This is a genomic window from Candidatus Aquarickettsia rohweri (genome assembly GCF_003953955.1).
Taxonomy (GTDB): Bacteria; Pseudomonadota; Alphaproteobacteria; order Rickettsiales; family Midichloriaceae; genus Aquirickettsia; species Aquirickettsia rohweri.
On the sequence record NZ_RXFM01000011.1, the window covers coordinates 1 to 20,182 of the forward strand.

Below are 20,182 nucleotides of genomic sequence, written 5' to 3' on the forward strand. Positions count from 1 at the left end.
AAACCCTATTCTTATCCCCTTTTTACTTTCTATTATCATCTCTGATTTTATTTCTTCACTTCTTTCTTCTTCGCATTCTTTCACTCTTATTGGTATAAATTTATTTTTTACTGTATTTCTTTTATTTTCTACAAGAATTCTGTGCCATTTATAAAATGTACTTCTCGGCACATTCTTTTGCTTAAAAAATTCATATTTACTTACATTACTTTTTTTATATTCTTCTACTAGCTCTTTCCATTTTTCATTACTTATTCTTTTTTTCTTTTTTTCTAATAGCATCATTAGCCTCTATTTTTTTAGGCTTTTGTTCTACCACTTATTTTTATTCTTGCCTAGATGCCCTTATTTTAGCGCTTACAATAAAATGATCATACAAAGTGATAAAGTAAATGCATAAGACAGTGGAATATAATCTTGTTTAATTTTATCGTGTGTTAGTAGAATAGCAGCAATGGTGAATTGTATTAAAAAGCAAGCGTTTAGTATCAATTTTGTTAAGTAGTTGGTATTATAACCCCATATATAATCTATAATATTTATTAAAATAGAAGATAGCATGGTAAATGACGATAGGAATCTATCTATTGACATTTGGTAAATATTATAAGTAATGCTGGTAATAATCAGTAATCCTAATGTGATGCTCCATTTATAGTGTAGTACTTGGCTTATACCTACTACAAATAATATCTTGCCAATTAACATACAAATAAAGGAATATTTTATTAAAAAATTATGTTTGACCGTATTATTTTGGCCAGCAGCTCTTTGTAATCCTATTGCACTGGTAATGAAAGCCAATCCCAAAATAATCGAACTTTTGTTATAGCTAAAAATATTGATAATATTCACAACTTCTAGAAAGCCAATAAAGCAGAGTGATGCAATAAATGTTCCAATACCAATCAAGATCATTAAGTAAAGTGGAAGTTCTTTCTTTTTATGTTGATATATAATAAAATTAGAAAGCTCATTATTAATAGCTAGGCCTTTGCTTCTAAGCTGCTGAAGTAATTCTGCTGCATTATATTTTATTGTATATTTAGGCATGGTCGAACTTCAGCTTTTTTAATACATTTCGGAGATAAGTAATTAAGGCGGTAAATATCCCTAATGTCAATATCCCCATGATCATATATGTAAATGCATACGATTCCCAAAGGGGTTTTACAACTAATGTTTTACAGATGTAACATTCGATGATAAAACAACTGGAAATTATAGTAGCGGTTAGTGACCACATATCAGGCAATTTATAGCGATAGAAATAATATGCTATTCCATGTCCAACAAAGCCTATAATACTGCTAAATATAATAGATTTCGTAGCTATACTAGGATATATTATCCAAATAACAATAGGGATCAACATTATTAGTAAAACAACTATGGTAAGTACCAAGCGTATCCACTTAGCTTCAAGCCATTTACAAGTCTTTGTTATAATACAATATTCGCGCAGTGCTAAAGCGATTCCGTTTAATAAGGCCATATAGGTAAAGATCATAAATTCAATTTCCCTGGTAGGTTGTGCAGCTTGTTCCCACCATAACACAAAAAAGATATTAGTAATTATTAACCAGAAGATCCACTGTGCTGCAAAGTTTGATATTAATGTCCAGCCGAATGTAAGAAGTGACCACATCATAAACAGTTGGTAAGAGTTTGCTCCAGTCTGGTAAATTTGCGAGAATGTTACCATAAATGCACCAATTAATATACTTCCAAAAAGCAGTAAAATTTTCCCATTAATATGTTGTAAAGAGTAAAAATAGGCTCCAATTAAACAGCTAATAATGCCAAATTGAATCGAATATATCTTTATTGATGGGGTTATTTTTGACCAATTGAAAGCAACGAAATAGATGATGCCCGAAAGTATCAACGCTGATCCAATAGTGAGCAATAAGCGTGATATCCATAATATCCACTGATCATGAGGATATAGCAGATTAAGTGCATATTCTCGAGTTTTTTTTGTAATCTTTCCATGTGAATATAATTTTTCAACTAATTTGCGATTTGCAGGAATTTGTTGGAGTATAAAATTATTTTTTTCTGTACCCATAAACGTTAACCTTCACAGTATAATTTTATACATGGATATTGTGTTAATCAAGCTATACCATGCGTATATTAGGACTTATAAGAGCTTATCATGAAATTGTAAAGTATAAAAGTACTATTTATAATTGTGTGTATAAATTCATAATATATTGGGCTTATAATTAGAGACATTAAGTTTTACTAAGATTCAATGTATCTCATAACCCTTATTATATTATTGAGTAATTATAAGAGGTTATTTGTTACTTTAGATAGCTTATGTTTATATAATAATATTAATTCTAGTTTATATGTAATTTAACTATTTTATAATTTGCTATTACATAAAAGTTAGTCAAAATATTTTATTTTAAAATTTAAAGAATCTTTTTTATTTATTAAATAAGAATTTGGAGGTAATAAATTCCACTCTGGTATTTGTGTATTTGAAAGTGGTTCTGAATCGATAGTAATGCTATTATCTTTATTAATATTGTAATAGAGTGATATAGGTTCATTATTTTTTGAAGCAAATCTTGTCGCAACAATTTGATTTCCATCTGTTATAATAATATTAAGTTTGGAGAAACATTTGCTATCATTATTAAGTTGTTTTTCATTTATCCAGTTAAAGGCATTTAACATTGCTATTTCTAAATTTTGATTCTCATTATTAATTAGGAAATGCATAATCAAGTAAAATAAATGCTCAGAATCTGTTTGAGCTTTAATTTGTGTAAAAAGTTTTGAATTTATAGTATTTAATAGTGAGCGACGTATTTTTTCAAAATTATGAATAGTTCTATTATGTATGAAAGAATATTTGTTATAAGAAAAAGGATGACAATTATTGATTGTTACATCTCCTACTGTAGAAGCTCTAACATGTCCTAAAAAACAATTTGATAGTATTTTATTAGATAAATGTTTTAGATTAGTATCGTTCCATGCAGGCCTTATTGATTTAAATATTCCTGGTGTATCATCTATTTGTTGATCATACCATGCTATGCCAAATCCATAAGCATTAGTGCCGTGTTCACCTAGCTTTGCAGCAATGCTTTGATTAATTAATGAGTTTTCTGGTTTTTCAATTAATTCACTGATTAAAATAGAATTTACGCCTTTATAACAAATAATCCTGCACATAATTTATTTATTACCAATTTTATTAATATAAGATATTTTTAGTAATGCTTTTTGCATGCGATATTTTTCAATTCTTTGATTAGGCATAAGAATTAGCTATCATATATTAAGTATTTTCTATTTTTTCTAAAAAGTAAATCTAATCCTGTTACAGCATAATTTATTAATCTTGTTGTTTAGTACATAGTCATTCAATTTTTTTTAATAAGCTTAATTAAAAAAGGCAAAAATGCTTGAATTAACAAAAAATAATACTATCATGTGGTTATAGAATATAAATTGCATTATTAAATATTAATGATAAAAAAAGATAAGCCGTTATCACCTCATTTAACAATTTATAAACCTCAAATTACGTCTGTACTCTCTATAATGCATAGAATTACAGGGTTTATATTATTTTTTGGATTTTTGATTATACTTTGGACCACTAATATTTATACTTTTAAAAGCACAACTCTTGAAGACTTTGGTAAAGTATTAACTTACTTAGTAACTAATAAATTTTTTATTTCAATATTAATATTATTTAGTTATTGTATTTTTTACCATATGTGTACAGGTATAAGATATTTATTTTGGGACTCAGGCAAATTAATGGATATAAAGATGATAAATTTAACAGGATGGTTAGCTGTGATTTTTTCTGTTATATTTACTTGTATATTTTGGTACCTAATTATTTATAAATAATTGATATTATGAGCTTTAAAAGTTTAAATAGTAAGGCAAAAGGAAAAGGAAGTTCAAAATTTTCTACAGTGCATTTTATAAGGCAAAGATTTACTGCATTAGTATTAATCCCACTTTTTATATGGTTAGTGCTTTGTATAATTTGGCTTGTTAGATCTTCATCTCCGGAAGAGTGTATATTATTTATATCACATCCATTAAACTTTTCTCTTGTTTTCATTTTTATTTCATTTTTTCTATACCATGGTTATTTAGGTATTGAAGATATTATGAAAGATTATATTCATTGTAAAATATTATATAAAATACTTCATAAATTATTAATTTTGATTTGTATAATAACATATATAGTGAGTTTTATTAATTTTGTTTTTTATCATTTATTATTTAGATATTTTACAGGAATGGGGTAAAATGAATATGAAAGCATATAATATTATAGAGCATAAATACGATGTTATAGTAGTAGGAGCTGGAGGAGCAGGATTGAGAGCTACTTTAGGTATGGCTGAGAAAAATTTAAAGACAGCGTGTATTACAAAAGTTTTTCCAACTAGAAGCCATACAGTTGCAGCACAAGGAGGAATTAGTGCATCTTTAGGTAATATGGGGAAAGATGATTGGCGTTGGCATATGTATGATACTGTTAAAGGTGCTGATTGGTTAGGAGATCAAGATACTATTGAATACATGTGTAGAAATGCTGCTGAATCGATAATAGAATTGGAAAATTATGGTGTGCCTTTTTCAAGAACAAAAGATGGTAAAATATACCAAAGGCCATTTGGAGGCATGACTACAAAATATGGTAAAGGTGAGCCTGCTCAGAGAACATGTGCAGCTGCTGATAGAACTGGGCATGCTATACTTCATACATTGTATCAGCAATGTTTGAGAGCTGATGCAGAGTTTTTTATTGAATATTTTACAATTGATTTAATTCAAAATGATAGTGGTGAATTTATTGGGGTTTTAGCATATTCTCTTGAAGAAGGAACAATTCATAAATTTAGTGCAAACTTGGTAGTATTAGCTACTGGAGGGTATGGTAGAGCATATTTTTCTGCAACATCAGCACATACTTGTACTGGAGACGGTGGTGGAATGGCATTGCGCTCAGGACTATCTTTGCAGGATATGGAATTTGTACAATTTCATCCAACTGGTGTTTATGGTGCAGGATGTTTAATAACAGAAGGTGTAAGGGGTGAAGGAGGATATCTTATTAATAAAGATGGTGAAAGATTTATGGAGCGCTATGCTCCTTCAGTGAAAGATCTGGCATCAAGAGATGTTGTAAGTAGAGCAATGACTATAGAAATAGATGAAGGAAGAGGTTGTGGTGAAGAAGGTGAATATATTCATTTAGTTTTATCTCATTTAGATGCAAATATTATACATAAAAGATTGCCTGGTATTTTTGAAACAGCTAAGGTTTTTGCTGGTGTTGATGTGACTAAAGAGCCAATACCTGTTACTCCAACTGTGCATTATAATATGGGTGGTATACCTACAAATTATCATGGAGAAGTGGTAAAGAAAAATGGTAAGTCAATTGATGTAGTTCCTGGCCTTATGTCAATTGGAGAAGCTGCTTGCGTTTCTGTTCATGGTGCTAATAGATTAGGTTCTAATTCTTTGCTTGATTTGGTTGTATTTGGAAGAGCAGCAGCTATTAGGGCATGTGAAGTAGTTAAGTCTGGTTCTTCAAAACCTAATATTTTAGATAAATATATAGAAAAAGCTATTGATAGATTTGATAAAATAAGGAACTCTAATGGCAAGCTTTCTACTGCTAAAATAAGGACTACAATGCAGAAAACTATGCAGAAACATGCTGCAGTATTTCGTACGGAAAAGTCGTTAAAAGAAGGTGTTGAAAAAATGAAAGAGGTATATGATTCATTTAAAGATATTGGTATTTCAGACAGGAGTATGATATGGAATAGTGATCTTGTTGAAGCTTTGGAATTAGATAACCTTAGATCTCAAGCACTTATAACAATATCAGCTGCGTTGAATAGGAAAGAATCAAGGGGCGCGCATGCTAGAGAAGATTACCAAGAAAGAGATGATAAAAAATGGATGAAACATACTTTGATTAGTATTAGTGATAAAATCAAAATTGATTATAGAGAAGTATCAAAGAAAACATTGACTGATGATGTGGAATTTTTTCCTCCAAAAAAGAGAGTTTATTAGTTATATTTTTTGTTAACAAGTTTGCTTTTTGCATTAATAAAAAAATAATATATCTATTTTTCTTTATTATAAATCTATATAATTAACCACAATAATAAAAAAGCAGCATAAGTACTTATGCTGCTTTAATATTTTAACATACAATGACACTATAATAACAATTTAAATATTATCGTCATAGTTGAGCTAAAATTACAGACAATAATTATTTAATTATTGTCCAACATCAGCAAAAGCACTAACAATTGTTACTAATGCAGCTAGTATTGTTAAAGCAAATTTTTTCATATTTATACCTAATTTGTTAACAGTTACCATATCTATGATTGTATTACATCTAAATCAAAAAATATTCAAGTGTTTTATATTATTAATAATAAAAAAATATATTGAAAAGTTATTTGCAAATTGTATAAGTAGGTTAGGTGAAATTATTTATTGGTCTTGTTATGGCTTTTAATTTGCGAAATTTATCATATTTTGACATTTCATTAGTAATAATCCATATTTTTATTTGTTTTTATATTGCCTTTCATTATTTTAGAAAAATAAAAAAACCTGATGATTTTTCTTTTGGAATTAAGGGTTCTTCAACAATCATGTTTGTTTGTTCTATTTTTGCCACTGGTATAGGTGCTGGATCTACTATGGGTTATGTTGATAAATTGTATAATAGTGGATTTTTAATTTTAATTTTTATATTTTCACAGCCATTTTTATGGTTGATAACTTCAAAATTATTAGTACCAAAAATTTATAATCTACAATTTTGCTCAACCTTAAGCCAAGCTATAGGTAAACTGTATGGGACATCTGCTAGGTTTTTCACTGTACTTGCAATAGTTGTTGAAACTATTGGAACTATTTGTATGCAAAGTATGGCTTTAGGTGTGATATTTGAGTATTTCTTTGGTATAGAATTTGCATATGGTGTTTTTATTGGTTATGGATCAATAGCACTTTATGGAATGATTGGCGGAATTAGAGGAATTATGGCAATAGATGTGTATCAATTTATAATATTTTTTCTAATTATTCCAATAGCATATGCAGTTGTTAGTACTAATTTTAATGGAGTTGAAGAAGTACTCTTGAAGATTCCAAAATCAGAATTTAAGTTTGAGTTTAATTTTAAAAATATTATAATATTAATAAGTGTTCTTTTTGCTTCTTTAATGCCGTCAATATCTGCACCTTATATGCATAGATACTTGATGTTATCTGAAACCCCAAAGAAGCTAAAAACAATATTTAATTATTTGTTTTGTATAACAGTTCCTTTTATGTTTTCAATTTTTGTAATTGCTTGCATAATGAAAGCAAATTATTATGGAACTGGGGAAAATATTATGCTGAAGTTTATAAGTGACTATGTTCCTGTAGGTTTAAAAGGATTTATAATAGTTGGATTATTTGCTGTTATTATGTCAACTTCAGATTCATATATTAATTCTGCAAGTGTTGCACTTACAAAAGATTTGATTAAAGTATTGTATCCAAGCTTAACAGAAAAGCAGGAGTTAAGAGTTTTACGATTTTTTATCCTTATAATATCTATAATACCTCTATTTATGCTTTCCAAAAATTTATTTGAATTAATATGGATTTTTAGAGCATGTGGAGTTTATTTAATTATTATACCTTTTTTTGCAGCACTTTATTATTTCCCAGCTAATTTGAAATCTTTTTATATAGGTATTTTTACTGGATTGATATTTATTTACCTTACTTTAAAATTTTTACCACAATATACATTGTTATATGTTTTAACTTCACAAATTGGAGTTATTATAGGTTATTTTGGTACTTATTATTTAAGTGTGGTGAAAAAATATGCAATTAAAGATTTATTTATTGAAATCTATATTTTTTTTAAAATTAAGAGAAAAATTTTTAAAAGAGAATATGAAAAAATTCCATTAAAGAAGAAAATAAAAGAGATATTTACTAAGCAAGAACCGTTATATAATCGTTTTAGCATGTTTGCTCTTTGTTATTTTTTTATTTATAGTTTTTACTTAAAAGAAAATTCTCTTTCCTTATTTGTATTAACTGTAATCAGCTATTTATTAGTGTTTTCTTTGATTTTTAGGGATATTTTATTTAGTCACAGATTTAAGAAGAAAATTATAATATATTATTATTTTTTTACAGTAACATTTTGTTTACCTTTTACTGCAAGCTATATGTTTTTTAATAATGGTCATAATAGTTTTTGGGCGGTTAATGGTATTATGTCAATATTATTACTTTATAAATTTTTGAATGTTATAGGTTTTTTAATTAGTTTGACTATAGGGTTTACCTTAGGATGTATAATATTTTTTATTATAAATTTTAATAATTTTGTTTTTGATTTAGCAAATTTTGCACTCTTATTATACGTGTATTTATCTTTTATATTTATAGGACTATTTTTAATTCAAAAGAAAGAGGTAAAATTGCAAAAAAAAGAAGATGAACAACAAAAGCAACTTGAGATGACAGAGATGTTTGCTAATTTAATTTCTCATGAAATTCAATCTCCTATATCTATTGTTTATGGGTATATTCAGTTGTTAAATGAAGAATTTAATCAAGCTAAGAAAGAAGAATTTAAAGATGATTATCAGTATGATCTTACTAAAACTAGGGTAACTTCTATTGAAAAAATTGGTAAGGATATTGAAAAAATCAGCCTATATGGGTTAAATACTATTGAAATTTTACTCTCAGTTTTAAGTCAAGCCGTGAGAAGGATTCCAAAAGATATATATCCAATTAGAGATTGCATATATGAATCTGTTGAAGATTGTAAATTATTTATGCCTCATGCAGGAAATATCAATATAAAAATTAGTGAAAAATTTAATGTAAGGTGTTCTTATAATGCGCTAAAGTTTATCTTTATTAATTTGATAAAAAATACATATAATCATAATGGTGCAGATACTCGTATTGAAATTAGAACTGAAAAGGATAAACCAGGTACTATATTTTTTATTGACTATGGAAAAGGTATAGATGAAAAAAATATAAAAATGATATTTAATAAATATTTTAACAATAGCGAAAGTGGTACTGGCTTAGGGCTTGCATACTGTAAGCTTATAATGGAGGACTTAAATGGTTCAATAAATTGTTATTCATCTATTAATAAGTATACAGTATTTACTTTAAAATTTCCTTATCTATACAATTAAATACATAATAATAAGTTAAAAATAAAGATTTAATTAAGTAGGAATTGTAGGCATTTTTTACTTTATTTAAAAAGTTTTGCTCTTAAAGTAATGTTATATCTATGGGTCAAAATATCTGCATTAAGATAAGTCAACAAATTTTTTTTAAAAAAATGCAATTAAATTTCTTTACGAAACAATAAAAATAGTTCAAATATACAGTTAATAAATTTATACATAGATTTTTTAAAAACCTCTTTTAGGAGCAATGGATACTTTTAACTAATTTTAAAAATTTGATATTATTATGGAGCATATAAATAGATTGATTTCTAAATCACACATTAGTGAAAAATATGGGGAAGAGCTATGGGGTGTTGTTTTTTCTAATTTAAAAAATATTGTTAAAGCTGATCAACTTGATGTTTGGTTTTCTAAGGTCAAATTTGTAAAATTAGAAAAGGGAACAATTACAATATCAGTTCAAAATAATTTTATTAGAGAGTGGATTATTAATAATTATTTTTTAATTATAAAAAAAGAAGTTTATAAAATAGATCAACAAATCAATAAGCTTTCTATAATTGTTGACGAAGAAAATAATATCGATTCTAGTGAGTCAGTAAATAGAAATGTATTTTTAGTTCAAGATGTCTTTTCTAAATTAAATCCTAAATATATTTTTGAAAATTATGTTGTTGGAGATGCAAATTTTTTAGCATATAAAATTTGTTATGATATTGCTTCTAAAAGTACTTCATATAAACATAGCAATATTTATTATATTCATTCTCATGTAGGTATGGGAAAAACTCATTTGCTTCAATCAATATCAAATCATATTCTTAGCAATAATAAAAAAACCAAAGTCGGTTATTTAAGTGCAGAAAAATTTATGCATAATTTTGTTAATGCAGTTAAAAATAATACATTATTTGAACTTAGGAGTTTAATTAATAATATAGATATTTTTTTAATCGATGACATACAGTTTATTTGTGGCAAAGAAAGCACTCAAAAGGAATTTTCATTAATTTTAAATTCTTTGATTGAATTAGGTAAAATAGTAATAATAGCTTCAAGTATTGCTCCTCATTTATTGGAGTTATCTAATTTAAAAACAAAATCTCTTTTAATTTCTAGTAATACAATTCATATAGGTAATTTTGATCAGCCTTTGAGATTAAAAATTTTAGAATTTTATAATAGCAAGAATGGTGTAAAATTTGAAAAAGAAATTTTACACTTAATTTCTGAAAAAGTGACTACTAATGTAAGAGAATTAGAAGCATCTTTAAACAATCTTTCAACATATTTAACTGTTTCATCTCAAGAACCATCTTTAGATAATATATTATTATATATTCAAAATTATATGAAAACATCTGAAAAGATAGTGACAATTGATTATATAACAAAAGCAGTAGCCAAATATTATAGACTGTCAAAACCTGATATATTATCAAAAAAAAGAAATCAAAAATTGGTTATAGCTAGGCAAATTATATCTTTCCTTGCAAAGGAACTTACTTCTAAAAGTTTAAAGGTAATTGGCAATAAATTAGGAGATAGAGATCATTCTACGGTATTATATTATTTAGGAAAATTTAATAAAAAAATAAGCAATAATCCTGAATTAAAGAAAGAAGTTGAAGTAATTAAAAATTCTCTAGCTGTTTAGCTTAGTTTTCTGATATACTTACGGATAGAAGTATAATACCAAATATAGAAATATATGTTTAATGTTGTGAGGTTAAAGGAAATTTTTCTTTCTATAGGGTTGCTACTTTTAAGTACTGCTCTTTTAATATCTGGTTCAGGGTTAATGAATACACTGGTATCGTTAAAATTCAAAATTGCGGGAAAATCAGAGTTATTAATTGGGTGCATAGCTGCTATGTATTTTTCAGGTATGTTATTTGGTTCTCTTAAAATTTCCAAATTAATAAAAATAGTGGGTTATGTTAAATCTTTCTCAACATTAGCATCAATAATGGCTATTACTAGCATCCTACCAGGTATGAATGATAATATTATTGTGTTTTTTATATGTAGATTTATCCAAGGTGCATGTATTGCTGGGTTATATATAGTGGTTGAGAGTTGGGTTTTATGTTCATCATCTGAAAATAATAGAGGTAAAACATTAGCTATGTATATGATAGTGTTATATAGTTCCTATTCTATGGGCCAGTTCTTTTTATCTGAAGCCACTATATCTACAATATTGCCTTTTTGTATTTCCACTATTTTAATAATAGCTTCAATAATTCCTTTATCAAGTTTTCCTGTAACGCCACCTTTACTTGAGGAACACGATAGTATTTCATTAAAGAAAATCTATCATGCCTCAAAGGCTGGGTTTATAGGATGCTTTATTTCTGGTATGATTATTTCTAGCATTTTTTCTATACTTCCATTGTATGTAGAAGAAATAGCAGATAATACACAATTTATAGCTTTTGCAATGGCAATTACTTTTTTGTCTGGTGTTTTGATGCAGTATCCGTTGGGAAATTTTTCTGATAAAATGGATAGGAGAAAAGTTCAAATAATGCTAAATATAATGTATAGCATTTTTTTATTAATTTTTGCTGTATTAGAGTATTTCAAGTTGGTTAATTACTATGTGTTAATTTTTATAGTGATTATAATTGGAATATTCTCATTTACTATTTATCCAGTTAGTATGAATTTGGTTTGTGATCATTTGAAAAGATCAGAAATTATTCGTGGAACAGAAGGATTAACTATATCTTTTGGTGTAGGATCAATTATTGGTCCAATTTATTCTTCATTTTCTATTAAGTTGTTTGGATTTTATGGTTACCCAATTTCATATGTAATTTTAACAATTTTTCTTTCTTGTTTTAGTGTGTTTAGCTTAGATAAAAATAAGAGTAAAAAACAAATACCAATAAGTGAAATAATTACTCCTTTAGTTCCATATAATCAAATTGATTTTGACTCAATACAGTTGAATTCAAAATCTAAAGATAAAAAGTAGACTAATAGTATCAATACTGCTAATAATTAGTATACTAAACTTATATTGCATAGAAATTGCCTAAAAATAAAAGTATTTCGCAAGAGTTAGATTTATTGAAAAACGATTTAATTGATAAAAAGCTAAAAGATGTTAATTTTGATACTTTAGATCTAACAGATGTTGTAGATGAAGTTGATAATGATAACGATCAATTAAATTATTTATCGAGTAAAGATAAAGCAATTGAAGAATTAGTCAAAGAAGTATTAAAACCGGAGTTAAAGAAGTGGTTAAATAAGAATTTGCCAGTTATTGTTAGAGAATTGGTGGAAAAAGAAATTAAAAAAATTATCCCAAAAAATGAGTAGAGTAAATTTCATATTTATTTTAAGTTTTATATTTTTCAATTTTAGTTTTAATAATGTTTTTGCTTCTTCGGAGTTTTCAAATGATTTTATTGAGCAAGCTAAAAAATTGGGTATAACTATTGATAAAAAATCCACTCAAAATAAAACTTCAAATAACAAAAATATAAAAATTTTAGATAATAAAAATTTTCCAAGTACTAATGTACAATCATTACCAGAGGTGCCGAAGCCACAAGATAGTAAGCAAGTGAAGTTACCAGAAGTGCCAAAGCCACAAGATAGTAAGCAAGCGAAGCTACCAGAGGTACCGAAGCCACAAGATAGTAAGCAAGTGAAACTACCAGAAGTACCGAAGCCACAAGATAGTAAGCAAGTGAAATTACCAGAAGTACCGAAGCCACAAGATAGTAAGCAAGTGAGACTACCAGAGGTATCAAAGCCACAAGATAGTAAGCAAGTGAAGTTACCAGAGGTATCAAAAAGTAAAATTAATAAAAAAGAAAAATTACAGCAAAACAAAAATACTATTAAAAGTAATAAAAAGTTAAATCAAAAAACTCATTTAAAAAATAGTAAAAGCAATATTATTAAAAATGATCAAGTTAATTTAGTGAAAAAAAAGGTTGTTCCTAAAAAAAATAATAAATCAATAAGTTATTTTCCAGCGCCTGAGGAATTTATTGATAATAATGATTTTAATGAAAAAAATTATATGAGAAGAAAGCCATATAATTATGACATCAAACCTCCTAAATATCTTCTTGATCTTCAAAAAAAAGGTATTAAAACAAATATTCCTAAATTTATGTTTAAAGATGAACTTTCTAAATTATTGTTTGTTGCTGTTAATGACCAGAATATAGGAGCAATAAAAGGTCTATTGTTAAAAGGTGCTAATATCAATGCACAAAATAAAAGTAATGAGTATACACCTTTGATGTACGCTGTAGAAAATAGTAAAACAAATTCTTTAAGATACTTGCTTATAAGAGGAGCTAATCCTAATTTTGTTACTTCGAATAAAATGTCTGCACTCCACTTAGCAGCCATTATGAATAATTTAAAAGCAGTTAGAGTGTTATTAGGATCTGATGTTAATATGTTTTTACAAGATAAATATAATAAAACATTTTTTGATTACGTACAGGATGAATATAAAAATATTGTGATTAGTGATATATTTGATACAAGGAAAGATGCTGACAAAGCACTTATTGATTTTTGTACTTTAAGATCATTGGAGGGTATGAAATTTGCAATTCAAAATAATGCTAATGTAAATGCACAAAATAATAACGGTGATACTCCTTTGATATTAGCAGTTAGATATAATAATCCCAAACTCGTAATTTATTTATTAAGCATTGTGGCTGATCAATCAATTAAGAATAAATATAAAGGTGATGCAAGGGCTGTTGCTATACAAAATAAATATAGTAAAATTTTAAATATACTAGAGACTATAAAATTTAATAAAGATCTATATACTTTGGGTTTATCTAAGAATATGCTTCATTATAAATTTACTGATTCAGAGCAAAAGCAGATAAATAGAAATAATGAAGAAATAAAAATAAAAAATTTTAATGAATATCCTTCACAAGGAGTATTAGGTGTTATATCTAATAAATCAAAGTAATAATATATGTTTATTTTATAGTGGAATTAAATTTTCATAATTTTGAACAACATTTAGTTAAAAATTTTTGTATATCTAAATTAAAAACAGTTGCTATTGCAGTGTCTGGTGGTGTGGACAGTATGTGTTTGGCTTTTTTATTAAATAAAATTTGCAAACGAAATAATATTATTTTCACAGCAATTACTGTAGATCATAAATTAAGAAAAGATTCTACTTTTGAAGCTAATGAAGTTGCTAGATATTTAAAGAATCAACATATAAATCATGTTATATTGACTTGGCAACATGAAATAATAAAATCTGATATTCAAAATAAAGCAAGACAAGCTCGTTATAAGTTGATTTGTGATTATTGTAAGAATCATAATATAGAGAATTTATTTGTTGCACATACTTATGATGACCAAGCTGAAACAGTTTTATTAAGGATTTTAAGAGGTAGTGGGATAGATGGAATTAGTGGCATTGAATTTAAAACTAAAATAAATGAAATTAATGTTATACGTCCATTTTTACAATTCAGGAAAAGTCAAATTTTAAGTTTTATGAAAGATCAAAATATATTTTGGTTAGAAGATAAATCAAATAAAGAAGTAAAATTTGATAGGGTGAAGGTAAGAAATTTAATTTCTGAATGCGATAAAGATTTTAAATTTACTCAAAGGTTAAATTTATTATCAGAGAATGCTAGAAGAGCTAGAAATTTTTTTGAAAGCTATCTAAAAGAAATCTTTGAAAAATATTGTACTATTGGTGATTTAGGATTTATTTCTATTAGTAAGACTAATTTTATTGATCAACATGAAGAAATCAAACTTAGATTAATCAATTATATAATAAAATCTGTTAAGAATGATTTTAATCACTATCCAATTAGAATTGAACAATTAAAGTATATATCAGGAAATTTAAATAATTTAGATCAACAAAAATTTACTATAAATGGCTGTATAATATTGCTTAATCAAGGTGTAATTTATTTTTATAAAGAGCCAAAATTTATTGAATCAACAAAAATATTAAAAAAAGGTAAAAATATTTGGGATGGAAGATATATAATAGAAACTGATTCAGAAAACCTGGAGATTTGTAAATTAACTAAGGATAAATGGTCTAAAATTATACCAAAAAATTATACTCACAGTGTTCCTGGAGATATGATATTTTCAACGCCAATAATATTTTCAAAATCTAAAAATTTATATATTTTGCCCTTATCTAATATTATTTATTCATTAAATAATAACAACAGCCATAATTTGCAAATAACAGTTACTCATATATTGTCCGAAACATGTTTTGAAATTAATTATTAAAAATGTCATAATGTTGATGACTACTCATGTAATAATTAATACTAAGAAGTGATAGGACAAAAACAGGTTCAAAAAATATCTCAAAAGCTTGCATTATCTAAAAATATGCAACAATCCATTAATATTCTTAGTATGCATACAATTGACTTAAAAGATTTTATAGAAAAAGAAATCATTGAAAATCCATTTCTTGAAACTGAGGAAGTCGATTTTGTAAATAATGAAGAAAGTTATAAGAATTTACAAAGTACTACTGATAATAATTATAATCAAGATGAAGTCTTTTCAAAATTAGTAGATAAAACATTAACTCTTAAAGAACATTTAATTAATCAAATAAATTTAACATTTCAAGATGATAATGAAAAATTCATTGCTTATTATGTTACTGATATGCTAGATGATAATGGTTATTTTAGAGGCTTAGATGAGGATATAGCGCAGGAATTAAAAATATCTTTAACAAAGTTTAACTCTATAATGAATATTTTAAAAACTTTCGATCCAATTGGTGTATATTCGCAAAATCTTGAAGAATGCTTGAAATTACAGGCGATTGAAAAAAATATTTTTAATTCAAAATTTAAAAAAATCTTAGAGAATTTGAATTTAGTTGCTAAGTTAGATTTTAAATCCTTAAAAAAAGAGTGTGAAATTTCTGAGGAGGAGTTAAGGGAATTAATTTCAAAATTAAAAAAATTAAATCCAAAACCTGGTAGAGATTTTTTAACAAATAACTCTCAAATTATATTACCAGAAATTATCATTAAGGGTAATAAAGATCAGGGATTTTACCCAATTATAAATGATAAAGCAGTTCCTAATTGTTTTTATCAAAATAATATAGATAATAAAAATTTAAAGCCAAATGAAAAATCATTTTGTTCAAAAAATAAAAGAACAGCAATAGAAGTAGTTACTGCTTTAACAAAGAGGAAAAAGTTGTTATTAAATTTTGCTGATAAGATATTAGAGCTACAATATGAGTTTTTTGCAAATGGTGTTAATTTTTTAAAACCCTTAGTTGTTTCAGATTTAGCAAAAAAATTAGAAGTTAATGAAAGTACTATAAGTAGAATTGGAAATAAATACATTGAGACACCACATGGTGTGTTTGAGATTAAATTTTTCTTTTCTTCTAAAATAAAATCTGAATTAACAGAAAATCACCATTCTAGTATATCAGTTAAAAATACAATAAAAGATATTATATGTAATGAAGAAAAAATTTTATCTGATCTAGATATAAGTAATATACTAAGTCAAAAATATAGCATATCTATTTCATGAAGAACTGTAACTAAGTATAGAGAGTTTATGAAAATACCAACCTCAGCAATAAGGAAAAGATTAAAAAAAATGGGAGCAAGTTAATGAAGCAGGTTTTATGGAGTAAAAAAGAACTTGAAGATGCTTTGAATTATAAAGATGTTAATTATTTTTCAGATGTTACTGGCGCATCAATTGATACCAGGACTATTAAAAAAGGTGATATGTTTTTTGCATTATCTGGTGAAAATTTTAATGGTAATGAGTTTATTGATATTGCCCTTCAAAAGGGGGCAAGTTTATGTTTCACAGATGATATAGAAAAAGTCAGATTAGATAATAGAAAGAAAGTGATAAAAGTAAATAAAGTTGCAAAAGCATTGAATACTCTTGCAGAGTATCGCAGGCAATCAATTAATGGTAAATTGATTGGAATTACAGGGAGTGTAGGTAAAACAAGTACTAAAGAGATGCTGAAACTAGTTTTATCAAATTGTGGCAAAACATTTGCTAGTACAAAAAATTTTAATAATCATTATGGAGTGCCGTTATCGCTTATAAACTGTCCTAAAGATGTTGATTTTTGTGTATTGGAATTGGGTATGAGTAATAAAGGAGAAATTTTAAATCTTACTAAAATAGCAAAGCCTAACATATCGATTATTACTAATATACATCCAGTGCATCTTGAATTTTTTGCTTCAACTGAAGATATTGCATATGCAAAATCAGAAATTTTTGAAAATATGCAGCAGCCTGGATTTGCTATTTTAAATGAAGGATCTTTGCATTTTAATATTCAATTAAAGCAGGCTAAAAAATTTGGATTAGAAATTTTTACATTTGGAAAAGATGATAAATCGATTTGTTATATAAATGATATAATTTATGATCAAAATGTTAAGAGAGTAAAGATCAAATGTTTTAATCAAGATTATGAACAAAATTTTGATAAAAATGCTGGAGATCACTTAATATATAATTCTTTAGCAATATTTATTTGTGCTAATGTTTTAAATGTTGATTTAACGAAAGTACAAAATGCTCTTATAAATTTTAAACCTCAATCAGGGCGTGGTGAATTGATAGAATTACAAGGACATATTAAGCTTATTGATGAATCATATAATTCAAGCCCTGAAGCACTTTCATCAGCAGTCAAAAATGCATTATCTTTAAAAAAAACTAATGGAAGAATTTTAGCAATATTAGGTGATATGAAAGAGTTAGGTGCAAAAGAAGTAGAATTTCATAAAAATATCAATATTGATGGAATAGATAAAGTATTTTGTGTAGGAAAGTTAATGAAAAATTTGTATGATAATTCTGCTGAAGAAGTAAAAGGTGCTTATGAAGAAAATTCAGAGGAAATGTCAAAAATTATTAATGATTATATAAAAGAAAATGATATAATATTAGTTAAGGGGTCGCTAAGTATGCAAATGAAATCAATAGTTGATTCAATAAAAAATAAATGGACAAAATGAATAAAAATATAATTTCAATTACAGATTCTGCAGCAGAGCATATAAAAAGTCTTTTAAAAAAAGACAATAAAAAACCAATTGGTATAGGGGTTAATATTGAATCTGGTGGTTGTTCAGGTAGTAAGTATAAATTTGAATATGTTTATAAAAAAAAGGAATTAGATGAAGAAATAATAGATAAAGGAGTGAGTGTTTTTGTTAACCCAAGCACAGTATTAAAAATTTTTGGAACAAAATTAGATTACGTAGATGAGAAGATAAAATCGGGTTTTGTTTTTATCAATCCTAATGAAAAGGGAAAGTGTGGATGTGGTGACTCTGTTTTATTGTAATTACCATATTAATCTATAGTTAAGAAATGAATGCATAAATTGAAAAATTAAAGTTGATGTAGTGATTTAATCTTGAGAAATAATTCTAATATGAAGAATTAAAAATGATTATTGTTGAACTTAAATTTTATAGAAATAATACTTCAATATACCAAATCTTAGGAGCAATATTTCAATATATAAGAAGAAAAAGATAAATGATTACTTATAAAAATATTAAATTTAATATTGACAAGTTATTTTTAATTTATATATTGGCTCATTAGGTAAAAACAAAAATAGGTAATAATGATAGCAAATCCACTTACGTCCTCGCAGGACTTTTATGATCGAACTGATCTGGTTATATCAGCATCAAGCTTTCAAAAGACCTTAATTTTATTAAGGTCTTTTTTTTTGGGCAAAAATTTTATTGAGACACATACTCAAAGTAGATTAAGCATACTTGCAGCATGTGAAGATCCAAAAACAATACAAACATTTCACTATCAAGGTCAAGACTGGCCTTTGCCACAAACTGGTCAGATGTGGCTTGAATATGAACTGCTTAGCAAACCAGATGTAGCTGGATATTTTTGTCTCTCAACATCTTATAGAAGTGAGCCAAATCCTATTCCTGGCAGACACAAGACTATTTTTCCTATGTTTGAGTTTGAATCTCATGGAAATTTTGAAGATTTAAAAAAAATGGAAAAGGAATTAATTGCTCATTTAGGGCTTCAGGATATTGATAAAATTCCTGAAAAAAATATTTAGATATGGCAAAAAAATATGACACAGATGAGATAAAAAATGAGCATGAAGCTATGATGTTTGAGGAATTTGGTCCAGCACTTTTGCTAACACATTTTCCACTTGCAACAAGTCCATTTTGGAATATGCAGATGATTGGTGATATCGCAAATAAAATTGACGTTATTATTGAAGGTCAAGAAACAATAGGAAGTGCTGAAAGGTCTACTGATCCTGAAAAGATGTATGAGATTTTTCATACAATTAGTAATGGTGAATATGCTAAATTATTATATAACAAAGTAAGCGCTAAAATAAGGGCATCTAGGCAAGAATAAAAATAAGTGGTAGAACAAAAGCCTAAAAAAATAGAGGCTAATGATGCTATTAGAAAAAAAGAATAAGTAATGAAAAATGGAAAGAGCTAGTAGAAGAATATAAAAAAAGTAATGTAAGTAAATATGAATTTTGTAAGCAAAAGAATGTGCCGAGAAGTACATTTTATAAATGGCACAGAATTCTTGTAGAAAATAAAAGAAATACAGTAAAAAATAAATTTATACCAATAAGAGTGAAAGAATGCGAAGAAGAAAGAAGTGAAGAAATAAAATCAGAGATGATAATAGAAAGTAAAAAGGGGATAAGAATAGGGTTTAATAAAGGATGCAAAATAGAAGAGATTAAAGCGATAGTAGGAATTTTAGAATGTTAATAGGAAGTATAAGAACCAAAATATTTATATATAATCAAGCATGTGATATGCGCAAATCAATAGATAAGCTTAGTCAGGTAG

The 20,182-nt window shown here is 26.5% G+C and carries 19 protein-coding genes; 15 read left to right on the top strand and 4 right to left on the bottom strand.

All coding sequences use genetic code 11. From position 1 onward, the window contains the following. From tnpA (EIC27_RS01275) to EIC27_RS01290, 4 genes are all read right to left on the bottom strand, one after another. The coding region (tnpA, locus tag EIC27_RS01275; RefSeq protein ID WP_205702309.1) for an IS66 family insertion sequence element accessory protein TnpA at nucleotides 1–285 on the bottom strand (285 nt) is incomplete at its 3' end. 72 nt (nucleotides 286–357) lie between these two features. After that, on the bottom strand, nucleotides 358–1,053 hold the full coding sequence (locus EIC27_RS01280; RefSeq protein WP_126044353.1) for a DUF4401 domain-containing protein: 696 nt from the start codon (nucleotides 1,051–1,053) through the stop codon (nucleotides 358–360). Continuing rightward, nucleotides 1,046–2,071 carry a DUF2157 domain-containing protein gene (locus EIC27_RS01285; protein ID WP_126044354.1) on the bottom strand — a complete coding sequence of 342 codons (1,026 nt, stop codon included), beginning with the start codon at nucleotides 2,069–2,071 and terminating at the stop codon, nucleotides 1,046–1,048. The genes EIC27_RS01280 and EIC27_RS01285 overlap by 8 nt, the downstream gene beginning before the upstream one ends. Nucleotides 2,072–2,400: 329 nt before the next feature. Continuing rightward, nucleotides 2,401–3,198, bottom strand: coding sequence for a class II glutamine amidotransferase (locus EIC27_RS01290; RefSeq protein ID WP_126044355.1), 798 nt, complete (start codon nucleotides 3,196–3,198; stop codon nucleotides 2,401–2,403). Nucleotides 3,199–3,495: 297 nt separating this feature from the next. On the opposite strand from EIC27_RS01290, the gene sdhC reads away from it, so the two are divergent. From sdhC to tnpA (EIC27_RS01365), 15 genes are all read left to right on the top strand, one after another. Beyond that, nucleotides 3,496–3,891: a succinate dehydrogenase, cytochrome b556 subunit gene (gene sdhC / locus EIC27_RS01295; RefSeq protein WP_126044356.1), complete on the top strand. Its 396-nt coding sequence runs from the start codon at nucleotides 3,496–3,498 to the stop codon at nucleotides 3,889–3,891. Between the two features lie 8 nt (nucleotides 3,892–3,899). Beyond that, nucleotides 3,900–4,304 (top strand): succinate dehydrogenase, hydrophobic membrane anchor protein, encoded by a 405-nt coding sequence (sdhD, locus tag EIC27_RS01300; protein ID WP_126044357.1) that lies wholly within the window; start codon nucleotides 3,900–3,902, stop codon nucleotides 4,302–4,304. A 1-nt stretch (nucleotide 4,305) separates the two neighbouring features. Continuing rightward, nucleotides 4,306–6,093, top strand: a complete 1,788-nt coding sequence (sdhA, locus tag EIC27_RS01305; protein WP_126044358.1) for a succinate dehydrogenase flavoprotein subunit — start codon at nucleotides 4,306–4,308, stop codon at nucleotides 6,091–6,093. 425 nt (nucleotides 6,094–6,518) lie between these two features. Next, entirely contained in the window at nucleotides 6,519–9,275 is a 2,757-nt protein-coding gene (locus EIC27_RS01310) for a sodium:solute symporter family transporter (protein ID WP_126044359.1), read from the top strand. Between the two features lie 304 nt (nucleotides 9,276–9,579). Next, a complete protein-coding gene (gene dnaA / locus EIC27_RS01315) occupies nucleotides 9,580–10,935 on the top strand; it encodes a chromosomal replication initiator protein DnaA (RefSeq protein WP_162298290.1) in 1,356 nt (451 codons plus the stop codon). Between the two features lie 54 nt (nucleotides 10,936–10,989). Continuing rightward, complete coding sequence (locus EIC27_RS01320; RefSeq protein ID WP_126044361.1) at nucleotides 10,990–12,261, top strand: MFS transporter; 1,272 nt, start codon at nucleotides 10,990–10,992, stop codon at nucleotides 12,259–12,261. Between the two features lie 56 nt (nucleotides 12,262–12,317). Further along, nucleotides 12,318–12,611 (top strand): DUF2497 domain-containing protein, encoded by a 294-nt coding sequence (locus tag EIC27_RS01325; RefSeq protein WP_126044362.1) that lies wholly within the window; start codon nucleotides 12,318–12,320, stop codon nucleotides 12,609–12,611. After that, a complete protein-coding gene (locus EIC27_RS01330; protein WP_126044363.1) occupies nucleotides 12,604–14,250 on the top strand; it encodes an ankyrin repeat domain-containing protein in 1,647 nt (548 codons plus the stop codon). The genes EIC27_RS01325 and EIC27_RS01330 overlap by 8 nt, the downstream gene beginning before the upstream one ends. A 20-nt stretch (nucleotides 14,251–14,270) precedes the next feature. Continuing rightward, nucleotides 14,271–15,569, top strand: a complete 1,299-nt coding sequence (tilS, locus tag EIC27_RS01335; protein ID WP_126044364.1) for a tRNA lysidine(34) synthetase TilS — start codon at nucleotides 14,271–14,273, stop codon at nucleotides 15,567–15,569. A 48-nt stretch (nucleotides 15,570–15,617) separates the two neighbouring features. Beyond that, nucleotides 15,618–16,859, top strand: coding sequence for an RNA polymerase factor sigma-54 (gene rpoN, locus EIC27_RS01340; RefSeq protein WP_126044365.1), 1,242 nt, complete (start codon nucleotides 15,618–15,620; stop codon nucleotides 16,857–16,859). Between the two features lie 83 nt (nucleotides 16,860–16,942). Beyond that, nucleotides 16,943–18,325 carry a UDP-N-acetylmuramoyl-tripeptide--D-alanyl-D-alanine ligase gene (locus EIC27_RS01345; RefSeq protein WP_126044366.1) on the top strand — a complete coding sequence of 461 codons (1,383 nt, stop codon included), beginning with the start codon at nucleotides 16,943–16,945 and terminating at the stop codon, nucleotides 18,323–18,325. Then, on the top strand, nucleotides 18,322–18,657 hold the full coding sequence (locus EIC27_RS01350) for a HesB/IscA family protein (RefSeq protein ID WP_126044370.1): 336 nt from the start codon (nucleotides 18,322–18,324) through the stop codon (nucleotides 18,655–18,657). The genes EIC27_RS01345 and EIC27_RS01350 overlap by 4 nt, the downstream gene beginning before the upstream one ends. A 288-nt stretch (nucleotides 18,658–18,945) precedes the next feature. Then, on the top strand, nucleotides 18,946–19,413 hold the full coding sequence (locus EIC27_RS01355) for an amino acid--tRNA ligase-related protein (RefSeq protein ID WP_126044367.1): 468 nt from the start codon (nucleotides 18,946–18,948) through the stop codon (nucleotides 19,411–19,413). A 2-nt stretch (nucleotides 19,414–19,415) separates the two neighbouring features. Next, nucleotides 19,416–19,727 carry an amino acid--tRNA ligase-related protein gene (locus tag EIC27_RS01360; protein WP_126044368.1) on the top strand — a complete coding sequence of 104 codons (312 nt, stop codon included), beginning with the start codon at nucleotides 19,416–19,418 and terminating at the stop codon, nucleotides 19,725–19,727. 62 nt (nucleotides 19,728–19,789) lie between these two features. Continuing rightward, complete coding sequence (tnpA, locus tag EIC27_RS01365; RefSeq protein ID WP_410519454.1) at nucleotides 19,790–20,101, top strand: IS66 family insertion sequence element accessory protein TnpA; 312 nt, start codon at nucleotides 19,790–19,792, stop codon at nucleotides 20,099–20,101. Nucleotides 20,102–20,182: the final 81 nt, after the last annotated feature.